Source organism: Paenibacillus sp. FSL F4-0122 (assembly GCF_038002845.1).
Lineage (GTDB): Bacteria > Bacillota > Bacilli > Paenibacillales > Paenibacillaceae > Paenibacillus_AQ > Paenibacillus_AQ odorifer.
Genome location: NZ_JBBODI010000001.1, coordinates 6,265,750 through 6,285,351, shown reverse-complemented (window position 1 = coordinate 6,285,351; position 19,602 = coordinate 6,265,750). Strand labels below are relative to the sequence as shown.

Sequence of the window (19,602 nt, the reverse complement as noted above, 5' to 3'; positions counted from 1 at the left end):
TGTATCGGACTGTATTGCAGCTATTTGGTGTTTTTCGTGTGTTTATTAGCAGTATCGGACTACATAGCTCTTATCGCTGTGATTTTGATTAAAAGTAGGGCACATATGAGCGAATAGCTGCAACTAGGTCCGATAGTACAGCGAAATGGACTGAATTTGTGAAATAAGGTCATCTGAGTCCGAACGATTCACGGTGGCGAGTGTGTGCTAATGAATGGGACTGTATTGCAGCTATTTGGTGTATTTCGTGTGTTTATTAGCAGTATCGGACTGCATAGCTCTTATCGCCGCGACTTTGAACAAAAGTAGGGTGTATTTGAGCGAATAGCTGAATCTGAGTCCGATAGCAGAGCAAAAAGGCATGAATTTGCAAAATAAGGGCTACTGGGTCCGAACGCTGCGACGAGGATGTAACGAAGGCGTAAAGGATGTAGTATACGAGCAAGAGCTGCTGAGTCCGATCGATTTGTAGAGGAGAGTTTGCGCTGACGTTGCGGACTGTATTGCAGCTATTTGGTGTTTTTCGTGTGTTTATTAGCAGTATCGGACTGCATAGCTCTTATCGCTGTGATTTTGATTAAAAGTAGGGCACATATGAGCGAATAGCTGCAACTAGGTCCGATAGTACAGCGAAATGGACTGAATTTGTGAAATAAGGTCATCTGAGTCCGAACGTTTCCCTGAGGCGAGTGTGCTCTAACGTTACGGTTATGGACTTAGAATATACTTAGCATACGATAGTTACAGAGTCCGAGCTGCTCAACTGTGCGACGAGGGGCAAGGAGCATTTGAGTGAATAGCTCGCCACACCTATAGTTAACGTATAGGCAAAATCTGAGAAAGCATCCCGGTAGCTTGATGCAAATCCTAAGTCTTTTATGCTAAAATTAACGCAATTCCGTAAAATATACTTTTGATTAGGCAGGGTTGATAATAGTGTGGCATTGGTAAAGGAGGCTGCGTATATGGGGATGATGTCTTGGTTAGCTGAGCAGCGGATTCAGGAGTCTATGCGTAACGGGGAATTTCGAGATTTACCTGGGCATGGCAAGCCGCTGGAGCTTGAGGATTTATCAGGTGTGCCAGAAGAATTACGGATGTCTTTTAAAATCATGAAGAACTCCGGACTTGTTCCTGAGGAAATCTCTCTGCGAGCTGAATGTGTTACGTTGGAAGGATTGCTAGCGGCGTGTCATAATAGCGGAGGTGCAGAAACCAGTGAGGGCAAGGCTCTGCGGTCAAAACTGTCTATGAAAAGACTGCATCTACAGGAGTTATTGCGTGAACGCGGCTTGGATAGTAACCCTGCTTTTATGCAATACAGTGCTCAAATACACGGACAGATGATAAAGGAAGAGGATTAATGCTGGTTAGGTTACTGCCTAAATACCTACGGTCATTTGGACATCAGAATAAATAGTGTAAAATAAAAGGCATCTCTTGGTCGTTTTAGACAGAAGAGCTGCCTTTTTGCTTGTTGTGTGTAACTAATCATGTATGCTCATCTAATTTGTTTGAAATAAACCCATTCCGGGTCGCCATCATCTAAATTCTCAATGACTCCGCTTTTAACAAACCCTTGAGAAAGACATAGTTGCTGCATGATCGTATTGGATTCATTGGTAGAGGTGAAAAGCTTGGGGGTTGGGCATTGTTCCTCGATGTAGCTAAGGAGTGTTTTGGCTATGCCTAGGCGTCTGAACTCAGGATCCACAATGACCAGCTGAATAAAACAACATTCGAAAAAGGTGGTATCGTAGCAAGCAAATCCTACAAGCGTTCCATTATGCGATGCTACGTAACACTGCTCATGATTGATATATTTTTCAATCTTCGATTTGCGGCTTTCATTGCCAATGATCTTGCTGTCTACTTTGGTTAGCATGGGTAGATCTGAAATTGTAGCTTTTGTTACGAATATCATAGTAAGTCTCCTTATTAATATTATAGAGGGTATGAATGGTAAGTCTTGATCTTTAAGGTTTTTTCACACATGATGAAGATGATCTAAGATAACTTCTAGGAAAATTATAACATATGATTATAGACGATGGAGAGATAGAATGAAACAGCTTCCGATTATACAGGTGCTTCCTGACCTGAAAAACATACTTAACACTGCGCAGGCAGCAGTACTTATCGCTGAACCGGGTGCAGGCAAAACAACTGGAACGCCTCCGGCGTTTTTGGACGAACCCTGGATGGCGGGTAAAAGCATTTTAATGTTAGAGCCTAGAAGGCTTGCTGCTAGATCTGCCGCCACTTACATGGCATCCTGCCTTGGAGAAAGTGTTGGACAGACGGTAGGTTATCGGATGCGGAATGACACTAAAGTAGGCAAAAATACGCGGATTGTTGTAGTCACTGAAGGAGTATTAACGAGAATGCTGCAAAGCGATCCTTCTTTGGGTGATGTGGGTTTAGTTATTTTTGATGAGTTCCATGAGCGCAGTCTTCATGCGGATTTGGGACTTGCCCTTGCACTGGAAGCACAGGCTGTGCTGCGGGAGGATCTAAGGATTCTTATCATGTCAGCTACCTTGGACAGTGAGCGGGTGTCTGCTTTACTAGGGGATGCGCCTGTAGTAAATTGTCCGGGCAGAACCTATCCTGTAGAAACAATCTATGTGCCAACTACTGGGAATCTTCCACTGGAAAAAACTGCTGCAGCTGCTGTGAGACGTGCGCTTGCTGAACAACCCGGAGATATTCTCGTCTTTTTACCGGGGGAAAGAGAAATACGCAGAACTCAAAGTGAGTTGGAAAATGGGAGCTTGCCAGTTCCGGCAATTATTCGCCCTTTATATGGTCAGCTGCCACAAAATATCCAAGATGCAGCCGTGGCTGCATCTGTGCAAGGTGAACGAAAAGTAGTGCTCGCGACTTCTATCGCTGAGACAAGTCTAACGATTGAAGGCGTGCGAACGGTGATTGATACAGGGCAACGCCGTACACAGGTATTCTCACCACGCACAGGAATGCCGAGTCTTACGACGGTCCCGGTATCAAAAGCCTCCGCGGATCAACGGCGGGGACGTGCCGGACGGACAGCCCCAGGCGTGTGCTACAGGCTGTGGAGTCAGGAGGAGCATAATCGACTTCCGGATGACAATGTGCCGGAGATTATGCAGACGGACCTTGCGCAGCTTGCTTTGGAGCTGGCGCTGTGGGGCGTGCGCGATCCTGCCGCGCTATCTTGGCTTGACGCGCCGCCCGCTGCGCCTTATGCGCAGGGCACCGCGTTGCTGCGCCAGCTCGGCGCGCTGGACGCCGGCGGCGCCATTACGCCGCACGGCCACAGCATGGCCGCGCTTGGCGCGCACCCGCGAGCCGCGCATATGCTGCTGCGCGCGGCAGAGCTTGGCGCAGCACCGCTCGCCTGCCGACTGGCGGCGCTGCTGCAAGAGCGGGACCTTTTCAAGGGTCCCGCGGCCCTAGATTGCGACCTCACGCTCCGCGTTGAGGCGCTGCTCCGGTTCGAGCGCTCCGCTGATAGCGGCGGAGCGGACCCGGCAGCTCTGCGCGCTGTGCAGCGCGAGAGCCGCCTTTTCCTGGCGCAGCTGCAAGCCGCGCCGGGCGAGAACGTGAACGACATCAGCCGCTGCGGGCTGCTTCTGTCGTTCGCCTATCCCGACCGGATCGGGCAGAAACGCGGCGATGGCGCGTTTCTGCTCTCCTCCGGTCGGGGGGCGGCCATGCGGGAAGGACAACCGCTGGCCCGGTCACCTTATATCGTAGCTGCTTCGATCGATGATCGCGCTACACTGGGCGCAATTATGCTGGCAGCTGAGATAGAAGAAGGACAACTGCTTACCTATCATGCAGACCGCATCACCGAGGAAGCGGATGTGTATTGGGATAAAGAAAGTGGGAGTGTGAAGAAACGTCGTCGCACAATGCTCGGCGCGTTGGTCTTAAAAGAAACTTCACATGAAAGACCCTCCGCGGAAGAAACGGCAAATGTACTGTTAAGTGTCATCGCTACTGATGGCATTGAAATCCTACCGTGGGAGAAGGGAACCTTACAGCTTCGCGAACGTTTGATGTTTATGCATACCTTACGTTCAGATTGGCCGGATGTCTCAGATGTTGCTTTAATTGCTACGTTGGATGAATGGCTTTTGCCATATCTTCAGGGTATGAGGAACCTCCGCGACCTTCAGCGTGTACCGTTAGCACGGGTGCTTGAGGGGATGTTGGACTGGAATCAGAGGAAGATGCTGGAAAAGGAAGCACCTACACATATATCTGTTCCTAGTGGCTCGCGTGTGCCCGTAGATTATACTAATCCTGCTGCCCCGGTATTGGCAGTAAGATTGCAAGAGATGTTTGGACAGCTGGACACACCTCGAATTGGAGGGGGAAAGGTGCCGGTATTGCTGCATCTTTTGTCACCAGCTAGACGACCTGTGCAGGTAACCTCTGATCTAGCAAGTTTTTGGCGGGGGACCTATTTTGAGGTCAAAAAAGATCTGAAAGGACGGTATCCGAAGCACTATTGGCCAGATGACCCATTACAGGCTATTCCGACTAATCGTACACGTCCCGTAAAATAATTTATGGTACATATGCTCTTGAAATTTTTCCTTAGATGTTTGGTCTCCCGTTTAAAGGGTAATTACTAGCGAAGACAATTACTAAGGAGGGCTTCAAGTGACTAAAAAAATCGTAGGTATTTTCGACACAGAACAAGAAGCAACCAGAGCAATTGAAGGACTTCACAATCAAGGATTTAGTAATGATGAAATATCAGTAATCACACGTGATCGTGATGAGCTTAGAAACATCTCAGAGGATACAGGCACAAAAGCTCCAGAAGGAGTAGCAACAGGCGCTGCTACAGGTGGTGTAGTTGGCGGCGTTGCCGGACTATTAGCAGGGATCGGAGCATTGGCGATTCCGGGGATTGGACCGATCCTGGCGGCAGGGCCTATAGTTGCTACCCTTACAGGTGCAGCAGTTGGTGCAGGCGCAGGTGGATTAGTCGGCGGCTTGATCGGACTCGGTATTCCTGAGGATGAGGCTAAAGAGTACGAAGGTTATGTGGAAAGCGGCAAAATCCTTGTACTAGTCGATGATAATGGACGCGGCTATCAAGCGCATGATGTGTTCCGCGGCAACCGTTCGCTGAATACTCAGCGTTACGAAGGCGTCTATAACGAAGACACTAGACTAGGAAATTCGATGGCTAACAGAGCGGATCGGACGGCTGAAGTCTACAACCGCGATAAAATATAATCATTATAATAACCTGCTTTAAAAGCGGTAAAAGGTTACAAGGAGCGATTCTCCGATTAATGGAGAATCGCTCCTTTGCGTTTTTAGTCCATCGCGTCTCATGGAATCACCCATAACTCATCCACTTTTGAGGCATAGGGACCCAGAGGACGCTATTGGCTAATTTTTAGCCTTTGCAGCAGGATTTCGGACTCCATGGACGCTATTCTATAGAATGAGGCTCTTATTTGCTGTTTTTTTTGCCAATAGCTGCAATGGGGTCCGATAGGGCTCCAAATATTGAATAATATTGCGTTTAAGGTCCCCTGTGTCCTTTGCTAATACGTACCTGCATCGTTTCGGAGTGTCCCTATGCTGCTACGCCACGTGCTGTCTTTGTACTGCTACGTACACGCCCGATCACTGTGTCCTTTCCCACTACGTACCTGCATCGTTTCGGAGTGTCCTTATGCTGCTACGCACGTGCTGTCCTTGTATTGCTACGTAAGCGCACCCGGTCACGTGTCCTTATGCTACAGAGTATTCGCATCGGATTGCAACTCCGAACGTGCCCCATTTCGCAGTGTCCCTATACTGCTACGCACGTGCTGTCATTGTACTGCTATGTATGCGTACCCGATCACTGTGTCCTTATGCTGGAGGTGCATCGTTCCGCTGTGTCCTAATGCTGTTACGTACATGCAGGGTTCCCTAGAGTCCTTATGCTGCTACGCACGTGTTGTCTTTGTACTGCTATGTATGCGCACCCGATCACTGTGTCCTTTTGCTATACATACGTGCATCGTTCCACTGTGTCCTTATATTGCTACGTAAGCGCACCCGGACTCTGTGTCCTTATCCTACTGAGCATACGCCCCCGGTTTGCAGCTACGAAATCGCCCAGTTCCGCAGCGTCCTTATGGTTGCTAAGCATATGCCCCGTTCCGCAGTGTCCATATGTGCTGCTACGTGCACGATCTTAATCAAGGATACGAAGCATGCGGACGAAAGAATCAGCTGCTACGGATAACCTCATATCGCGATGGATTGCGAATCCTATATTCCGGGGTGGAGGCGGATCATCTAATTGCAGCTCGAAAAGTTCTCCTTTTTGAATCTCCTCAATTACAAAAGAACGGCTAATAAACGCTACCCCGTAACCAAGTCTTGCGAATTCAGAGAGTAAATCGATGCTGCCCAGCTCTATATCTGGTTTAACGGACAAACCCTTACCAGCAAACCAATAATCAACAAACAGTCTGGTACTGCTTTCTGGGGATAATAAAATAAAAGGTAACTCTGCAAGTTCTTTCGCCGTAAGCGAACGGTTTGCCAGTTGCTGAAAGGCTCGTCCCACTACAAAACAATCTTCAAGGGTGGCAAGCGTCTGAATATTTAATTGTGGATCGTCAATAGGCATATGGACGAGCGCACAGTCTATTTCGCCTTCTTTCAAACGTTTGGTGATCTCATGCGTTTTTCCGTGTGATAGCCGAATTCGTATACCGGGATATTGTTTGTGGAATGCGTTCAATTGTGGAAGCAATAGATTTTTAATAAGGGAATCACTCGCTCCAATCCGAACTTCTCCTTCGTTTAACTGCTTTAGATTGTGAAGATGCTTTTGTGCAGAATCCAGCATGACTAAAGAGGGCTCAACATATTCCAATAACGCCAGTCCTTCCTCAGTTAGCTCTACACCTTTAGATAAACGATGAAATAATTTGAGTCCTAAAGAATCCTCCATTTGTTTAATGGCATAACTTACGGATGGCTGTGTAATATGCAATTCATTTGCAGCCTTTGTTAGATTTTTGTAACGAGCCGTATATAAAAAAATGCGATACCATTCAAGATTAAAGAATTTGATATAGATCACCTCTATGACAGTCTATTGAAAATGTGATTTCATTAATTGCAACAATCTTATTATAATTTGGATAGATAAATAATAAAAGAGTCGGCAATGGAGGTTTGAATATTATGGCAGGTAACACATTTGGGGAAGTATTTAAGATTACTACCTTTGGAGAGTCACATGGTGCAGCGGTTGGGGTCATAGTGGATGGAGTTACACCTAATGTTGAAATTGATGAAGCATATATCCAGAAACAGATGGATAGAAGGAAACCAGGCCAGTCCTCAGTAACTTCACCGCGTAAGGAATATGATGTTGTGCAAATACAATCAGGAGTATTCGAAGGGAAAACAACCGGAACTCCACTCTTTGTGGTCCTGTACAACAAAGATATGAAACCGGAGGCCTATAACGATATTCAGCATTCATTTAGACCCGGCCATGCGGATTATACTTTTTTGCAGAAATACGGAATTCGCGATCATAGAGGCAGTGGGCGGGCATCAGGTAGGGAAACAGCGGCAAGAGTAGCTGGCGGAGCGATCGCTCGGAAACTGCTTGAAAGAAGAGGAGTTGAGGTACTGGCCTACACGCAAGAGGTCGGAGGGATTAAGTGCCAAACCTTTGATGAAGATGTCATTGAACAAAATGCAGTCCGCGCCTGCGATGCTAAGGCAGGAGCTGAAATGATTAAAAAAATTGAACACTTAGCTTCGATTGGAGACAGCTGTGGAGGTATCGTGGAGTGTCGGATTAGAGGGGTTATTCCGGGTCTTGGAGAACCCGTATTTGATAAATTGGATGCAGAGTTAGCTAAAGCGATGTTATCTATCGGTGCTGTAAAGGGAATAGAGTTTGGAGCTGGATTCGAAGCGGCCTCTATGCTTGGAAGTGAACATAATGACGCGATGAATAAGGATGGATTTCTTAGTAACCATTCCGGTGGGATTATAGGCGGAATTAGCACAGGAGAAGAAATTATTTTTCGAATAAGTGTAAAACCTACATCATCGATTTCTGTTACTCAACAGACCATAAACACGAATGGTGAAGAAGTAGAGATTAAAACGGAGGGCAGACATGATCCATGTATCTGTCCGAGAATCGTGCCGGTTGTTGAAGCAATGGCTTGCTTGGTATTGGAAGATCTTTATAAAAGACAAGCTGCTATTTTTGGATAAAAACACTTTATGATAATGATTCAACTCAAAGATTGCACCTCTTAGCCTGCTGTGAGGTGCAGTCTTTTTTGCATATGTGGTATCATATGGATAATCATTCAAATTATGCTTTAACTCTAGCTATGCCATAAGATACGGTACAGCAAAAAGGAGGGAATAGATGAAAATCTTTGTTGCAGGTGCTGCAGGTGTGATTGGACGGCTATTGCTTCCTAAGTTACTTCAAGCGGGGCATGAGGTTATCGGTCTGACCCATAAAGAAGAAAACAAAACAATCCTTGAGAGCATTGGGGCACAAGCGGTAATCGCGGATGTGTATGAGCGTGAGTCTATATTTGCGGCTATTCGCGCAGCTCAACCTGAAGTGGTGATTCATCAGCTGACTTCACTAAGTCAGCGGAATTTTGCAGATAATTCAAGGATAAGAATAGAAGGAACACGAAATATTGTCGATGCTTCATTGGCATCCGGGGTTGAACAGATCATTGCCCAAAGTATCTCTTGGGCATATGAAGCTGGTGAGGGACCTGCCACGGAGAATACTCCATTAGATACTAATGCTTCTGAATCACGGATGAGAACCATTGAGGGTATCCGCTCCCTTGAAAAAGCAGTCGCTGAGATTCCTAATCATGTGATTTTGCGGTACGGAATGTTGTACGGCCAAGGGACTTGGTATGATTCTGCAGGATTAATGACAGAAGAAATTCGGCATGGAAGACTGACAGCAACAGAAGCAGTTACGTCATTCCTTCATGTGGAGGATGCAGCTAACGCGGCGGCGCTTGCTCTGAACTGGCCTTCTGGTCCAGTCAATATTGTGGACAATGAACCTGCGCGAGGAATAGATTGGATGCCTGTTTTTTCAGAACTCTTGGGAGCTCCTGGACCTGCTTCGCAAATGGGCAGAGAAGGCTGGGAACGGGGGGCGTCCAATACAAAAGCTCGAATGGATTACGGATGGAGCCCATCTTACCCGTCATGGAGGTCAGGTTTTGCTCAGAGCTTGAAGGGTTAGAGAGATGAATCCTTACATGTAGAAGGAGAGATGACATGAGTAAATTAAAGAATTTTTCTTTAGTAGTCGTGAATTTAATTGCTGATCTATGGTTTGGAATTGTTCGAAAACCAGAGTTTTATGATAAGCACGCCGTTACTAGAACAAAGAAAGGGTATGTCCTGTTTGTAACTATGGCAGGCATTCTCGCAGTGGGTTCTGCTTTTTGGTTATGCTCGAGAATATATTAGAAAAAAGACTGCCAATTGGCGGTCTTTTTTTTAGATATTGGACGTCAGAAAGCTACAATGTTATGTTAGTATTTAATAGATGGTTAAAAATTGAATTTTTTAAAAAGAGGAAGGTTCCAATGAATTCTCCTACACCGAACTAACGGGCGCTCACTTATTCTCAACAATCTATAATTGCCTCACGAGTCACCATTCCAAAGCAGGCTCCTTATTATGTTCAGCGCATAAGATTAATGTCCAAACTCATGGATGAAAACCGTGCTAAAGTAACGCTTATTGCCGCCTCAGCTGGATTTGGAAAAACGACACTTGCGGCTGAATGGGCTCGCACTCATTCCGATGAGGTTGCATGGTTGTCACTGGAACTTGCAGATAACCATCTTGTACGGTTCTGGTTAAGTTTGCATAGCGCAATTGAGAGAATCTTTCAGCCCTATTTAAATCGCTGGGGATTGTTTATCCAGTCTGTTCGTGACGGTTCAGTAGAAACTGCGATTTCTCTTTTACTAAACGATTTGCATACTCTTCCGGGTTCAAATACACTTATAGTGGATGATTATCATGTGATTACAAATCCATCGATTCATGAGAGTATGGGCTTTTTCCTCGGACATCTTCCGGCTAATGTGAAGCTTGTAATATTGAGTAGAACCCTCCCGCCACTCGCCTTATCCCGCCTAAGAGCACAACAGGAACTACTAGAATTAAGTAACGATGATTTGAGGTTTACGTTTGACGAAATAGATGAGCTGCAATCGCAATCCTTGAGCGAGCATCTTTCGCAAGAAGAGTTATTTTTGCTCGAGCAAAAAACAGAAGGATGGGTGGCGGGTTTGATTCTTGCCTTCCTCTCTTTTTCAGAGAAACAAGATCGTACGGCTTATATGAATGCTTTTTCAGGGAACACGCGCAATATCTTCGATTATTTATTGGATGAAGTCCTCTCTAGGCAGTCAGCCGAAGTACAAGAGTTTTTACTCGCGACGTCTATTCTGAATTCTTTTGCTCCTTCTCTAGCAGCAGCGGTACTGGAGCAATCGAATGCGGAGGCTCTATTACAAGAAGTTGAAGAAGCACGTCTTTTTATCATACCGCTGGATGACACTAGGAACTGGTTCCGATATCATCATTTATTTGTAGAAATGTTAAAAACAAGATTAAATAAAAAAATGAATATAGCAGATAAAGTAAAGCTACATAGAAGGGCAGCAATCTGGTACGACAAGGAAGGGCTGGCCTTGGAAGCAATCCAGCATGCCTTTGAGGCAGAGGATTATGCGTTTTCTGCATCATGTATGGATAGGCACTTCAATTCGATTATCAAAAATGGCGATGAATCTACATTGCTAGATTTACTAGATAAGTTGCCGATCAAAAATATGATTGTGCACCCTGATTTGTTTTATTTTCAAGCGGGTTCGATGGCTGTCGCTGGACGATCAGATGATGCCAAACGCTTTTTACAAAAGGTAGAACTTTTCATGGAAGAGGAATTTCTTATTCCGGAAAAAGAGCAAGCCCTAATTCAAATGCGGTTGGATCTGTATCGTGCTTCGGTTGCTTTTTATCAGGGGGACGTGGATACGTTCGTTGAGTTATTGGACCAAAACAGGGAAGGCATAGAGAGATTTGCATCTATCGTAAAAGTAGTGAATGTAGGAGAAGCCCTTTTACTTCGTGGCCCAATTGGTTTTGGTGGCAGATTGAACAAAATGGCTTATTTATCAGCTAAAGTATCAACCTCAGAAGAAAGAAGAACGTTGCTTCATTTTGCGTTACAGGGACATGGTTTTGTATTTTTGGCAGATCTTTTTTATGAATGGAATCATCTTAATGATGCAAGTGTTCAACTGGATAAGGCGCTTGTCATGTGTAATTCTTCGAAGCATGTGAGCGTGTGGGTGCCAGGGATTATTTTGCAATCCAAAATGTTAAAAGCATTGGGTCGTGGGGAAGATGCAGCGGAGGTTTTGCAGACAGCTATTGCGGAACTTAAGCAATATCATTCTCCCCGCTGGGAAAGATTGCTGGAAGCCGCATATATTCGAATTCAGCTCTCGCAAGGACTGTTAAGTAGTGGTGAAGAATGGCTAAAGAAAAGGCATATTAGTGCAAACGATAAACCTAATGTTGCCCGGGAATACGAACAAATCACGCTCGCGCGTATGCTGATGGCACGTCAAGCCTTTAGAGAGGTAATACCTTGGTTGAACAAACTTCTGAGTGAGGCTAGACGAACGGATCGAATCGGCAGCCAGATTGAGATTCTGTTGCTACTTGCTATATCTTATGAAAGTCTCAGTAAAGATAATCAAGCCTACGAGGTTTTAGAACAGGCCCTTGAACTCGCTGAGCCAGAGGGTTATATCCGTATTTTTCTTGATGAAGGACTGCCACTTATACGATTACTACAACACTGGTTAACTGCCAAGAGAGCAGCTTCCGGACATGATTATGTAAGTCAATTGATTCAGTCTTATCAGAGCGAGCAGATAGATAACGTCAATACTATAAATATTCATTTTACAAAAAGAGAACTAGAACTCATGCATCATATCGTTGATGGACTTTCAAATGATCAGATTGCTCGTCAATTATTCCTTTCTCCGGGAACTGTTAAAAGATATATTCACCATATTTATCAAAAGTTAGAGGTTAAAAACCGGGTACAAGCCGTTTCTATGATAAAAGAAAAGCATTTGCTTTAAATCGGCAAAAGATTAATATAACAGTTTATTACCAAACATTTACTTTAAGAAGTGATACTATGGAATACAGAAGGTGATAGGACTAGCGAGGAGGAAATGTAAATGCAATTAATGGCATGGTCTGAATACGAGATTTCATATGACTTAAATAATGATTATTCTATTCGTATGGCAGACTCGGAAGAATGGGGACTGTACTGTTCCATTTATTATAATATGCAATATAATGGTTTTTTTAAAGAAGAAGGGTTCAATTCTGCCCAAAGAAACGCTTTTTGGATCTATAGAGGGGAGTCAAAAATAGGTGGAGTAAGGATGTCGCCTAATCGGATATATCATTTATTTGTTATTCCACCTTTTAACGATACATTTGTGGTGCTGAAGCTATTAAAAGAGCTTTTGATTTATTGGTCAGATAGCACAAAACCTATAAAAACCTTCGAGGTTCTGCCAGACCAGGTTCAATTATTTGCGCGGGCAGGGTTTTGGCCTGATGAGTTCAGATGCCGTTGGATGCACCGTCCTACAGATCATTTTGAGGTCGAATGGAACGAAGAGTTAAGGATTGAAAGTCCTCAGATCGAAGATAATGGTATGGGCGCTAAACGATTTATTCTTGAAGAGCAGATCGCCGAATGTAACTATGCGAGCTTTGATGGAAGTCTTGAGGCAACAAGAAGAAAGAAATTCTCTTATGAAGATTTTATCCCAAGTGAAGAACCTAATTATACAAATGAAGTATTACTTACAGCGTCCACGCTTGTGTATGATAAGAAATCGGGACAGCTAATTGCGAATTGTCTCTTGGGTTTACAAGATGATTACGCAGCAGTTTACAGTATTGGTGTAATACCTGCTTACAGAGGAAAAGGGATTGCTACACGGATGTTGAAAAGAGGACTTAATCTCCTGAAAGATAAGTATCCGATCCTAAGGTTATATGTCATGGAAGGTAATGACGCGGAGTCTGTTTATTTAAATCTAGGATTTGTCCCTGGAGTACAAGAGATACAGAGTATGTATATTCCTATGCACGATTAAGAAAGGCTGCCATGTGGCAGCCTTTCTTTTCGTTAACTAGGCATGAGAGGTAATAGGAAACATGAAATGTTGAGGGAGTTCTTTTAATAGCGGACGTATAAATAAGGTATCTTCACTTTGGAAAATTAATTCTGCCTTAACTTGATCGATTGGATAATCTGGTGTGAAATAAAAATGTATAACCTCAGTTTCCGGAGAAATAATGCTTTTCAATACTGTGTTGATATCAAAACTTGTTGTACTGATAATATCAAAAATATGAAGCTGATGATCCTCATGTTTAAAGATCACAATAACGTCAGCCTCTTCAATATAATAAAAGGAATCATGAAAAGGAAGAATAAAATAAAACAGCAGCTGATGTTCATTATTTATCACACTTAGCGCGGAGGATACCGGTGTTCTTTTGACAGCAAAATTTTTGATCATGCTAAAATCAACGGGGTTACCTATAGATAAAGGCCGCACAGAGTAGGTTGTAGTTGGCTGATTGCTAAGATGAGCAACGTTAAGTGAAAAGCTGCTTTCTTGCATGCGTTCAAACCCGAATTTAGGATAAAAATCCAAAGCGCGCTCATTAGCAAATAAGTAGAGGAAGTCGTATTCATGTTCGTACTTAGCGATAATGTGGTCTATTAATTTTCTGGATAAACCTTGCATACGATAATCAGGATGTGTCATCACCGTCCCAATTTGGATGGCATTGTATTCTTTTTTGTTGATGAGAATAGTCATTTTATTAATAGATGCATTCGCAATGACGTGATCTTCATCGATAAAGGAATAACAAATATATTTGTCATTCCAGCCCCCTTGTTCATACCAAGGTTTAAAATCAATACCAAAGTTTGATTGGGCTAAAGAATTGAAGCTAAGCTTATATTTATCGATGTGTTTATAATCGCTAATCAATTGATATTCATTCATAGTATATACCTCTATTTCAGATGATTTCGGGAATCGCGTTTTATGAATATATAATACTATGCTTTTAAACCGTAAAGTTGATTTTAAAAATACTATACCAATATAATCCTGTAGATGTGTTATTATAATCTCTAAATTATTAACTCGGAGGTATAAGATGAGAGAGATAGATTACAGTCATTATTTTTGGCAGGATGAGAAAATAAGACTAAGATCCGTTCAGGAAGAGGATTGGGAAGGTCATTACATCAATCGTTTCGATACACCAGCGCGGCGACTTTTAGAGTGTACTGTTGAACTACCACCTACCATAGCTGAATCCCGAAAATTTGTAGATACATTTGCAGAATTCTCATCACAGCGGCTGATGTTTACGATCGAGAATCTAAATGGCGAATATGTGGGTGGAGTAAATCTTAATAGCATAGACGAGAAAAATGGTACGTTCAGTATAGGCGTGCAAGTGGATAGAGATCATCGAGGTAAGGGGTATGGGACAAGAGCTATCAACATCCTGTTGAAGTATGCTTTTTTGGAGCTAAGACTCAACAAGTTTAACGAATGTGCGCTCGAAGGTAACGAACCCTCAGCAGCTATGCTCAGAAAAGTGGGCTGTGTCCAAGAAGGCGTGCGCCGGAAAGTAATTTATACAAATGGACAGTATTTAGACTTACTGTTGTTTGGATTGACGAAGGATGAATTTATGGAGAAAAACGCTATGAAATAGTGATTAGGAGAGGCTACTTGGAATGCGATTCTTCAATAACTGGAGGATCGCTTTTTTGCGTTTCGTTTTGTGGATTGATGTTCTATTGAAGCTTTCGGACCCAGAAGACGCTATTTGCAAATATTAAGCTTTTTCAGAGTAGTATCGGACACCAGTGCAGCTATTCCCCAAGAATAGCTGTATTAATGTTACTTTTTATGCCAATAGCGCCCATGGGGTCCGATAGGACAGCAAAAGTGGGGAAAAGCAGCAAATAGGGTCAACTGGGTCCGAAAGTAGCTCCAACAAGCAAAAACAGTAGCTCGAACGAGCAAAACTGATCAAACCAACAAAGAATGGGAGGGGGGGCGTGCTGAAGTATGCGGACCTACTTCTTCGAGGAATCATTCAACGCAATCAACGATGTACAGCCATTTATTCCGTACTTTCATCATATGAAAAATTCACAATAGAAAACCACAAAAAACTAAACTCTCCCTACTCACATCCATATAAATCATCCTGTATCCCACCAAATCTCTATAAACAACGGAATAAGTGAACCCTCTATCAAATTTCAGGTTGTGAAAGTTGGAAAATAGTGCTTATACTAGAGTAATAGAAGGAAAGATTAGCCAACAACATTTACAACATGAGGAGGGTTTATATGGCGTTTATGATTGCTCAACGAGCGTTTATCAAGGTGTATCTTATAACAATGGTAGAACAACACCGCGGTTACGGATATCAAATGCTGGAGGATTTACGTCGGGATTTCAAAGCCCATGGTTATTCCCCTCCACAGAGTGAAATCTATCGCGCCCTGCATGAGCTGGTGCAGCAAGGGATTTTATATCGTACCAAGCAGCTGAAAGGCAATGACCCTAAAGTGGATTTTCAAGAAATCGTACTTTACCATTTCACTTCAGATGGAGAAGAGAAAGCAAAGTTATATAAAAAGCAGGTAAAGACAGATCTTGACCGCTGCTTAGGCATTTTGAATAAAGCTGTTGTGGACAACTATTAGAACTGCAACTATAGTAATATTTTCAGGATGCTCTCACCCTGTTATAATGGTTACTGCCGGATGATTGCAGTATATACTTGGAGGTAGCAAAAGATGGATGAACATATGAAACGTCGGTTAGACAAACAGCGGAAGCTGTTCAGTCAACTCGGCATCACATTAGACGCTCTAACCATACATGAAAAAGAATTCAGCATGAAGCTGCGTGGCTACGATGCGGAGGAAGTAGATACATTTCTGGACAGCGTAATCAAGGATTACGAACGTTTCTATGCGACGATCGCTGATCTGATGGATAAATGGCAAGAGCAGCAGCTGGAAATGCGGGAATTAAAGGCAGAAACCAAAACAGAGGTAATCCAGGTACCTGTTTCCCGAGGCATTGATCCAAAAGAATTGGAAGAGGTTATTCTGAGGCTTGAGACTAACGTCCGCCAGCTTAAAGATAAGCTTCCTCGCGTGGAAGAGTTTTTATAAGGAGTTGTTTGGTGTAAAGGGAGCTCCGCTTGACATTTCTAAATTTACCATTGACGAGTTAGCAGTTCATGAATTATGATATGTTCATAAATGATCATTTATATTTTAGTGGCGTGTTACCGTTAAGGGCATGAGCCAAGAATTGTCTTTATTTCCATTAGACAATTCTTGGCTTTTTTTGTTCCAATTTGACGATAATTAGGGAGAGGAGTGATGAGCTTGTCGCGAGAGATCGAGCAATTTCAAGTACAGCGTGTAATAGGGAATAACGTTGTAATGGTTCAGGGAAGCAAAAACGGGAAGGAATATGTCATCATTGGCAAAGGTATTGGATTTGCAGTGAAGGGTTCTGGTGTGATCGAAGGAAATGATGCTCGGATTGAGAAATTGTTTCGTCTAGAAGATCGCGAAGCCTGGAGCCAATATCAAGTTTTGCTGGAAGACATAGATCCCAAGGTTATGAAAATAACTGATGAGATAATTGCAGATATCCAAAGTCAATTTCCTGACAAGTTAAACGACAAGATTTATCTGGCACTCCCGAGCCACATACAGTTCACCATCTACCGTCTGCGCAACGGGATGGATATTATTAATCCGTTTTTGCAAGAAACCAAAATGTCATTTCCGAAGGAATTTGAGATCGCTTACAAGGCATCGGAGAAAATCAATGCTGAATTTCAAGTACAAATCCCCGAAGATGAGATTGGATTTCTTACTTATCATGTGTATTCGGCAGTTAATAATGTATCGGTTGGTCAGTTAGTCAAGGCCTCTAATATTGTCAATGAGCTTCTAGACATGATTCAGCAAGAACGAAAGATAACTTTTGAGCATGGCAGTATGAATCATATCCGATTAATGATCCACTTGCGTTTTTCGCTGGAACGTATTTTAAAAGGATCACTAATAGATAATCCCTTTGTGAAACATATTAAGAAAGAATACAAAGAGGAATACAAGCTGGCTCAAAAGCTCGGTAAAGTAATGCAAAGGTCGCTTGAAGTCGAAATCCCGGAAGAAGAACTATGTTTTCTAGCCATGCATTTGCACCGGTTATTTCAGACCTTAGTGAAATCAAATTAACATCTTAAGAGGAGTGGAGCATATGTTTTCCAAATGGAAATCAAAAAAAGAAGAGAAACATACTGAACATACCATCGAAATCATGGCACCAATCAGCGGGGAGTCAGTTCCACTAGCACAGGTTCCGGATGAAACCTTTGCTGGCGGTCATATGGGTAACGGAATTGCAATAAAACCATCTGAGGGAATTTTGAAAGCGCCTTTTGACGGTAAGGTTGCTCATATCGTGAAATCGAGTCATGCAGTCATTCTGGAACATTCCTCCGGTATGCAATTGCTATTACATATCGGAATCGATACTGTCAGCCTCAAGGGCAACGGTTTTGTCAGTCATATAACCTCTGGAGATCAAGTAAAAGCAGGTCAAACCCTAATCGAATTTGATCTGGACGTAATTCGCGCGGCAGGTTGTGACACAATTTCGCCTGTAATCGTGACCAGCACAGAGGAGAATCCACCTCAAGTAAGCGGACATTATGGTCAGGTTACAGCAGGACAGGATCTGATTCTTACCGTGGCTTCAAAGTAATTGGTTTATAGAGCACTACTACTATTGAACCGAAAGGATGATTTTAAATGTTGGCTTTTCTACAAAAACTAGGTAAGTCGTTAATGCTTCCTGTTGCAACCATGCCGGCGGCAGCTATTCTTCAAGGGTTTGGTTTGCTTAACTACGAAAAAGATATTCCGCTAGGAGCGACCATTGGTGGATTTCTGAATCAATACTTTGCTCCATTTCTAAACGCCGGAGCGAATGCGATCTTCGGTAACCTAGCCTTAATCTTCGCGGTAGGGGTTGCCATTGGATTTGCCGGTGACGCCGTAGCAGCTTTGTCAGCAGTAATTTCTTACATGGTACTGACTAAGATTCTGCTTATCGTACCGCTTCAATTCTCTTTCATCAATGATGATGTTGTATTGAACATGGGTGTGCTTGGTGGTATTTTTGCCGGTGCTTGGGCAGCGTTCTTATACAAGAGATATCACAATATAAAAATGCCTGATTGGCTCGGATTTTTTGCAGGTAAACGTTTTGTCCCAATCATTACGGCAGCTTCTATGATGGTTCTTGCTGTATTTGTGGGTATGATCTGGAGTCCGATACAAGATGTTATTAGTGACTTCGGGAACTGGGTTGTGTCACTGGGGGCTGTTGGAGCATTCATCTTCGGTACAGCTAACCGCTTGCTGATTCCGTTCGGTCTTCACCACGTGCTTAATACGATTGCTTGGTTCCAAATTGGTGATTTTACGAATGCAGCTGGTGAACTGGTGCATGGTGACTTGTACCGCTTCTTCGCTGGAGATAAAACTGCTGGGATGTTTATGACTGGATTCTTCCCAATTATGATGTTTGCGCTTCCAGGGGCAGCACTTGCATTTATTCATACAGCTAAACCGGAAAAACGTAAAATGGTTGCTTCCATCTTCATCGGTTCTGCCATTGCTTCTTTCTTAACAGGGATCACTGAACCACTTGAGTTCTCCTTTATGTTCGTAGCACCACTCTTGTACGGAGTTCATGCTTTATTAACAGGATTCTCCATGGCCTTGATGTACATTTTAGATGTTAAGCTTGGTTTTGGTTTCTCCGCAGGTTTGATCGATTATCTTGTAAACCTGAAACTGTCTACTAATGCATGGATACTTATTCCTGTGGGTCTTGGATTCTTCGTCTTGTATTATGTACTATTCCGCTTTATTATCTCATTGTTCAAGCTAAAAACACCTGGACGTGAAGATGATGAGGAAGAAAGTCTGTTAGCACCACCTGGAGGTAATGGAACGCCTTCATCGTCTTCTAAAGCTGCTCAAATTCTTGAGAACATCGGCGGTCCATCGAACATCCGCAATATCGATGCATGTATTACACGTCTTCGGTTGATTGTTAATGACGAAAAAGCCGTTAAAGATTCCGCATTGAAACAGCTCGGAGCTTCCGGTGTTATGAGACTGGGTCAAGGGGCTGTGCAGATCGTATTTGGTCCAAAATCAGAGCAAATTAAAGACGATATTCAAAAGCTGTTATAACTAAATTGATCATGTTAAATTCATTAAACAGGGCTGGTTCTTATACCAGTCCTGTTTTTTTGCTGTGTCCAGAGATAAAGGGTTGCTTTATAGAT

The 19,602-nt window shown here is 43.3% G+C and carries 17 protein-coding genes; 14 read left to right on the top strand and 3 right to left on the bottom strand.

Annotation, left to right across the window (positions count from 1 at the left end):
* The first annotated feature begins 965 nt into the window (after positions 1-965).
* A complete protein-coding gene (locus MHH49_RS27535) occupies positions 966-1,364 on the top strand; it encodes a DnaJ family domain-containing protein (protein WP_076141471.1) in 399 nt (132 codons plus the stop codon).
* Positions 1,365-1,501: 137 nt separating this feature from the next.
* On the opposite strand, the gene MHH49_RS27530 is transcribed toward MHH49_RS27535, so the two are convergent.
* Positions 1,502-1,924, bottom strand: coding sequence for a GNAT family N-acetyltransferase (locus tag MHH49_RS27530; RefSeq protein WP_036686651.1), 423 nt, complete (start codon positions 1,922-1,924; stop codon positions 1,502-1,504).
* Positions 1,925-2,063: 139 nt separating this feature from the next.
* Between MHH49_RS27530 and hrpB the strand changes: the two genes are divergently transcribed.
* Entirely contained in the window at positions 2,064-4,556 is a 2,493-nt protein-coding gene (gene hrpB / locus MHH49_RS27525) for an ATP-dependent helicase HrpB (RefSeq protein ID WP_341138685.1), read from the top strand.
* 97 nt (positions 4,557-4,653) lie between these two features.
* Positions 4,654-5,238, top strand: coding sequence for a general stress protein (locus tag MHH49_RS27520; RefSeq protein ID WP_051491471.1), 585 nt, complete (start codon positions 4,654-4,656; stop codon positions 5,236-5,238).
* Positions 5,239-6,196: 958 nt separating this feature from the next.
* On the opposite strand, the gene MHH49_RS27515 is transcribed toward MHH49_RS27520, so the two are convergent.
* Positions 6,197-7,087, bottom strand: coding sequence for a LysR family transcriptional regulator (locus MHH49_RS27515; protein WP_036686733.1), 891 nt, complete (start codon positions 7,085-7,087; stop codon positions 6,197-6,199).
* A 113-nt stretch (positions 7,088-7,200) separates the two neighbouring features.
* Between MHH49_RS27515 and aroC the strand changes: the two genes are divergently transcribed.
* From aroC to MHH49_RS27490, 5 genes are all read left to right on the top strand, one after another.
* Entirely contained in the window at positions 7,201-8,256 is a 1,056-nt protein-coding gene (aroC, locus tag MHH49_RS27510; protein WP_036686655.1) for a chorismate synthase, read from the top strand.
* A 160-nt stretch (positions 8,257-8,416) separates the two neighbouring features.
* On the top strand, positions 8,417-9,274 hold the full coding sequence (locus MHH49_RS27505; protein ID WP_038570616.1) for an NAD-dependent epimerase/dehydratase family protein: 858 nt from the start codon (positions 8,417-8,419) through the stop codon (positions 9,272-9,274).
* Between the two features lie 35 nt (positions 9,275-9,309).
* Positions 9,310-9,504, top strand: a complete 195-nt coding sequence (locus MHH49_RS27500) for a hypothetical protein (RefSeq protein WP_036686658.1) — start codon at positions 9,310-9,312, stop codon at positions 9,502-9,504.
* A 245-nt stretch (positions 9,505-9,749) separates the two neighbouring features.
* Positions 9,750-12,212 carry a LuxR C-terminal-related transcriptional regulator gene (locus MHH49_RS27495; RefSeq protein ID WP_341138684.1) on the top strand — a complete coding sequence of 821 codons (2,463 nt, stop codon included), beginning with the start codon at positions 9,750-9,752 and terminating at the stop codon, positions 12,210-12,212.
* Positions 12,213-12,314: 102 nt separating this feature from the next.
* Positions 12,315-13,253, top strand: a complete 939-nt coding sequence (locus MHH49_RS27490) for a GNAT family N-acetyltransferase (protein ID WP_341138683.1) — start codon at positions 12,315-12,317, stop codon at positions 13,251-13,253.
* Between the two features lie 36 nt (positions 13,254-13,289).
* Here MHH49_RS27490 and MHH49_RS27485 read toward each other — a convergent pair whose 3' ends face one another.
* On the bottom strand, positions 13,290-14,180 hold the full coding sequence (locus MHH49_RS27485; protein ID WP_076213234.1) for a GNAT family N-acetyltransferase: 891 nt from the start codon (positions 14,178-14,180) through the stop codon (positions 13,290-13,292).
* A gap of 157 nt (positions 14,181-14,337) precedes the next feature.
* On the opposite strand from MHH49_RS27485, the gene MHH49_RS27480 reads away from it, so the two are divergent.
* The 6 genes from MHH49_RS27480 (at position 14,338) to nagE (ending at position 19,507) form a co-directional block, all read left to right on the top strand.
* Complete coding sequence (locus MHH49_RS27480; protein WP_076101797.1) at positions 14,338-14,907, top strand: GNAT family N-acetyltransferase; 570 nt, start codon at positions 14,338-14,340, stop codon at positions 14,905-14,907.
* Between the two features lie 646 nt (positions 14,908-15,553).
* On the top strand, positions 15,554-15,913 hold the full coding sequence (locus MHH49_RS27475) for a helix-turn-helix transcriptional regulator (protein ID WP_036686667.1): 360 nt from the start codon (positions 15,554-15,556) through the stop codon (positions 15,911-15,913).
* A gap of 93 nt (positions 15,914-16,006) precedes the next feature.
* Positions 16,007-16,390: a DivIVA domain-containing protein gene (locus tag MHH49_RS27470; protein WP_036686669.1), complete on the top strand. Its 384-nt coding sequence runs from the start codon at positions 16,007-16,009 to the stop codon at positions 16,388-16,390.
* 213 nt (positions 16,391-16,603) lie between these two features.
* Entirely contained in the window at positions 16,604-17,476 is an 873-nt protein-coding gene (locus MHH49_RS27465) for a PRD domain-containing protein (RefSeq protein ID WP_036686671.1), read from the top strand.
* 22 nt (positions 17,477-17,498) lie between these two features.
* Positions 17,499-18,005 carry a PTS sugar transporter subunit IIA gene (locus tag MHH49_RS27460; protein WP_036686673.1) on the top strand — a complete coding sequence of 169 codons (507 nt, stop codon included), beginning with the start codon at positions 17,499-17,501 and terminating at the stop codon, positions 18,003-18,005.
* Positions 18,006-18,052: 47 nt separating this feature from the next.
* Complete coding sequence (gene nagE / locus MHH49_RS27455) at positions 18,053-19,507, top strand: N-acetylglucosamine-specific PTS transporter subunit IIBC (RefSeq protein ID WP_076135196.1); 1,455 nt, start codon at positions 18,053-18,055, stop codon at positions 19,505-19,507.
* Positions 19,508-19,602: the final 95 nt, after the last annotated feature.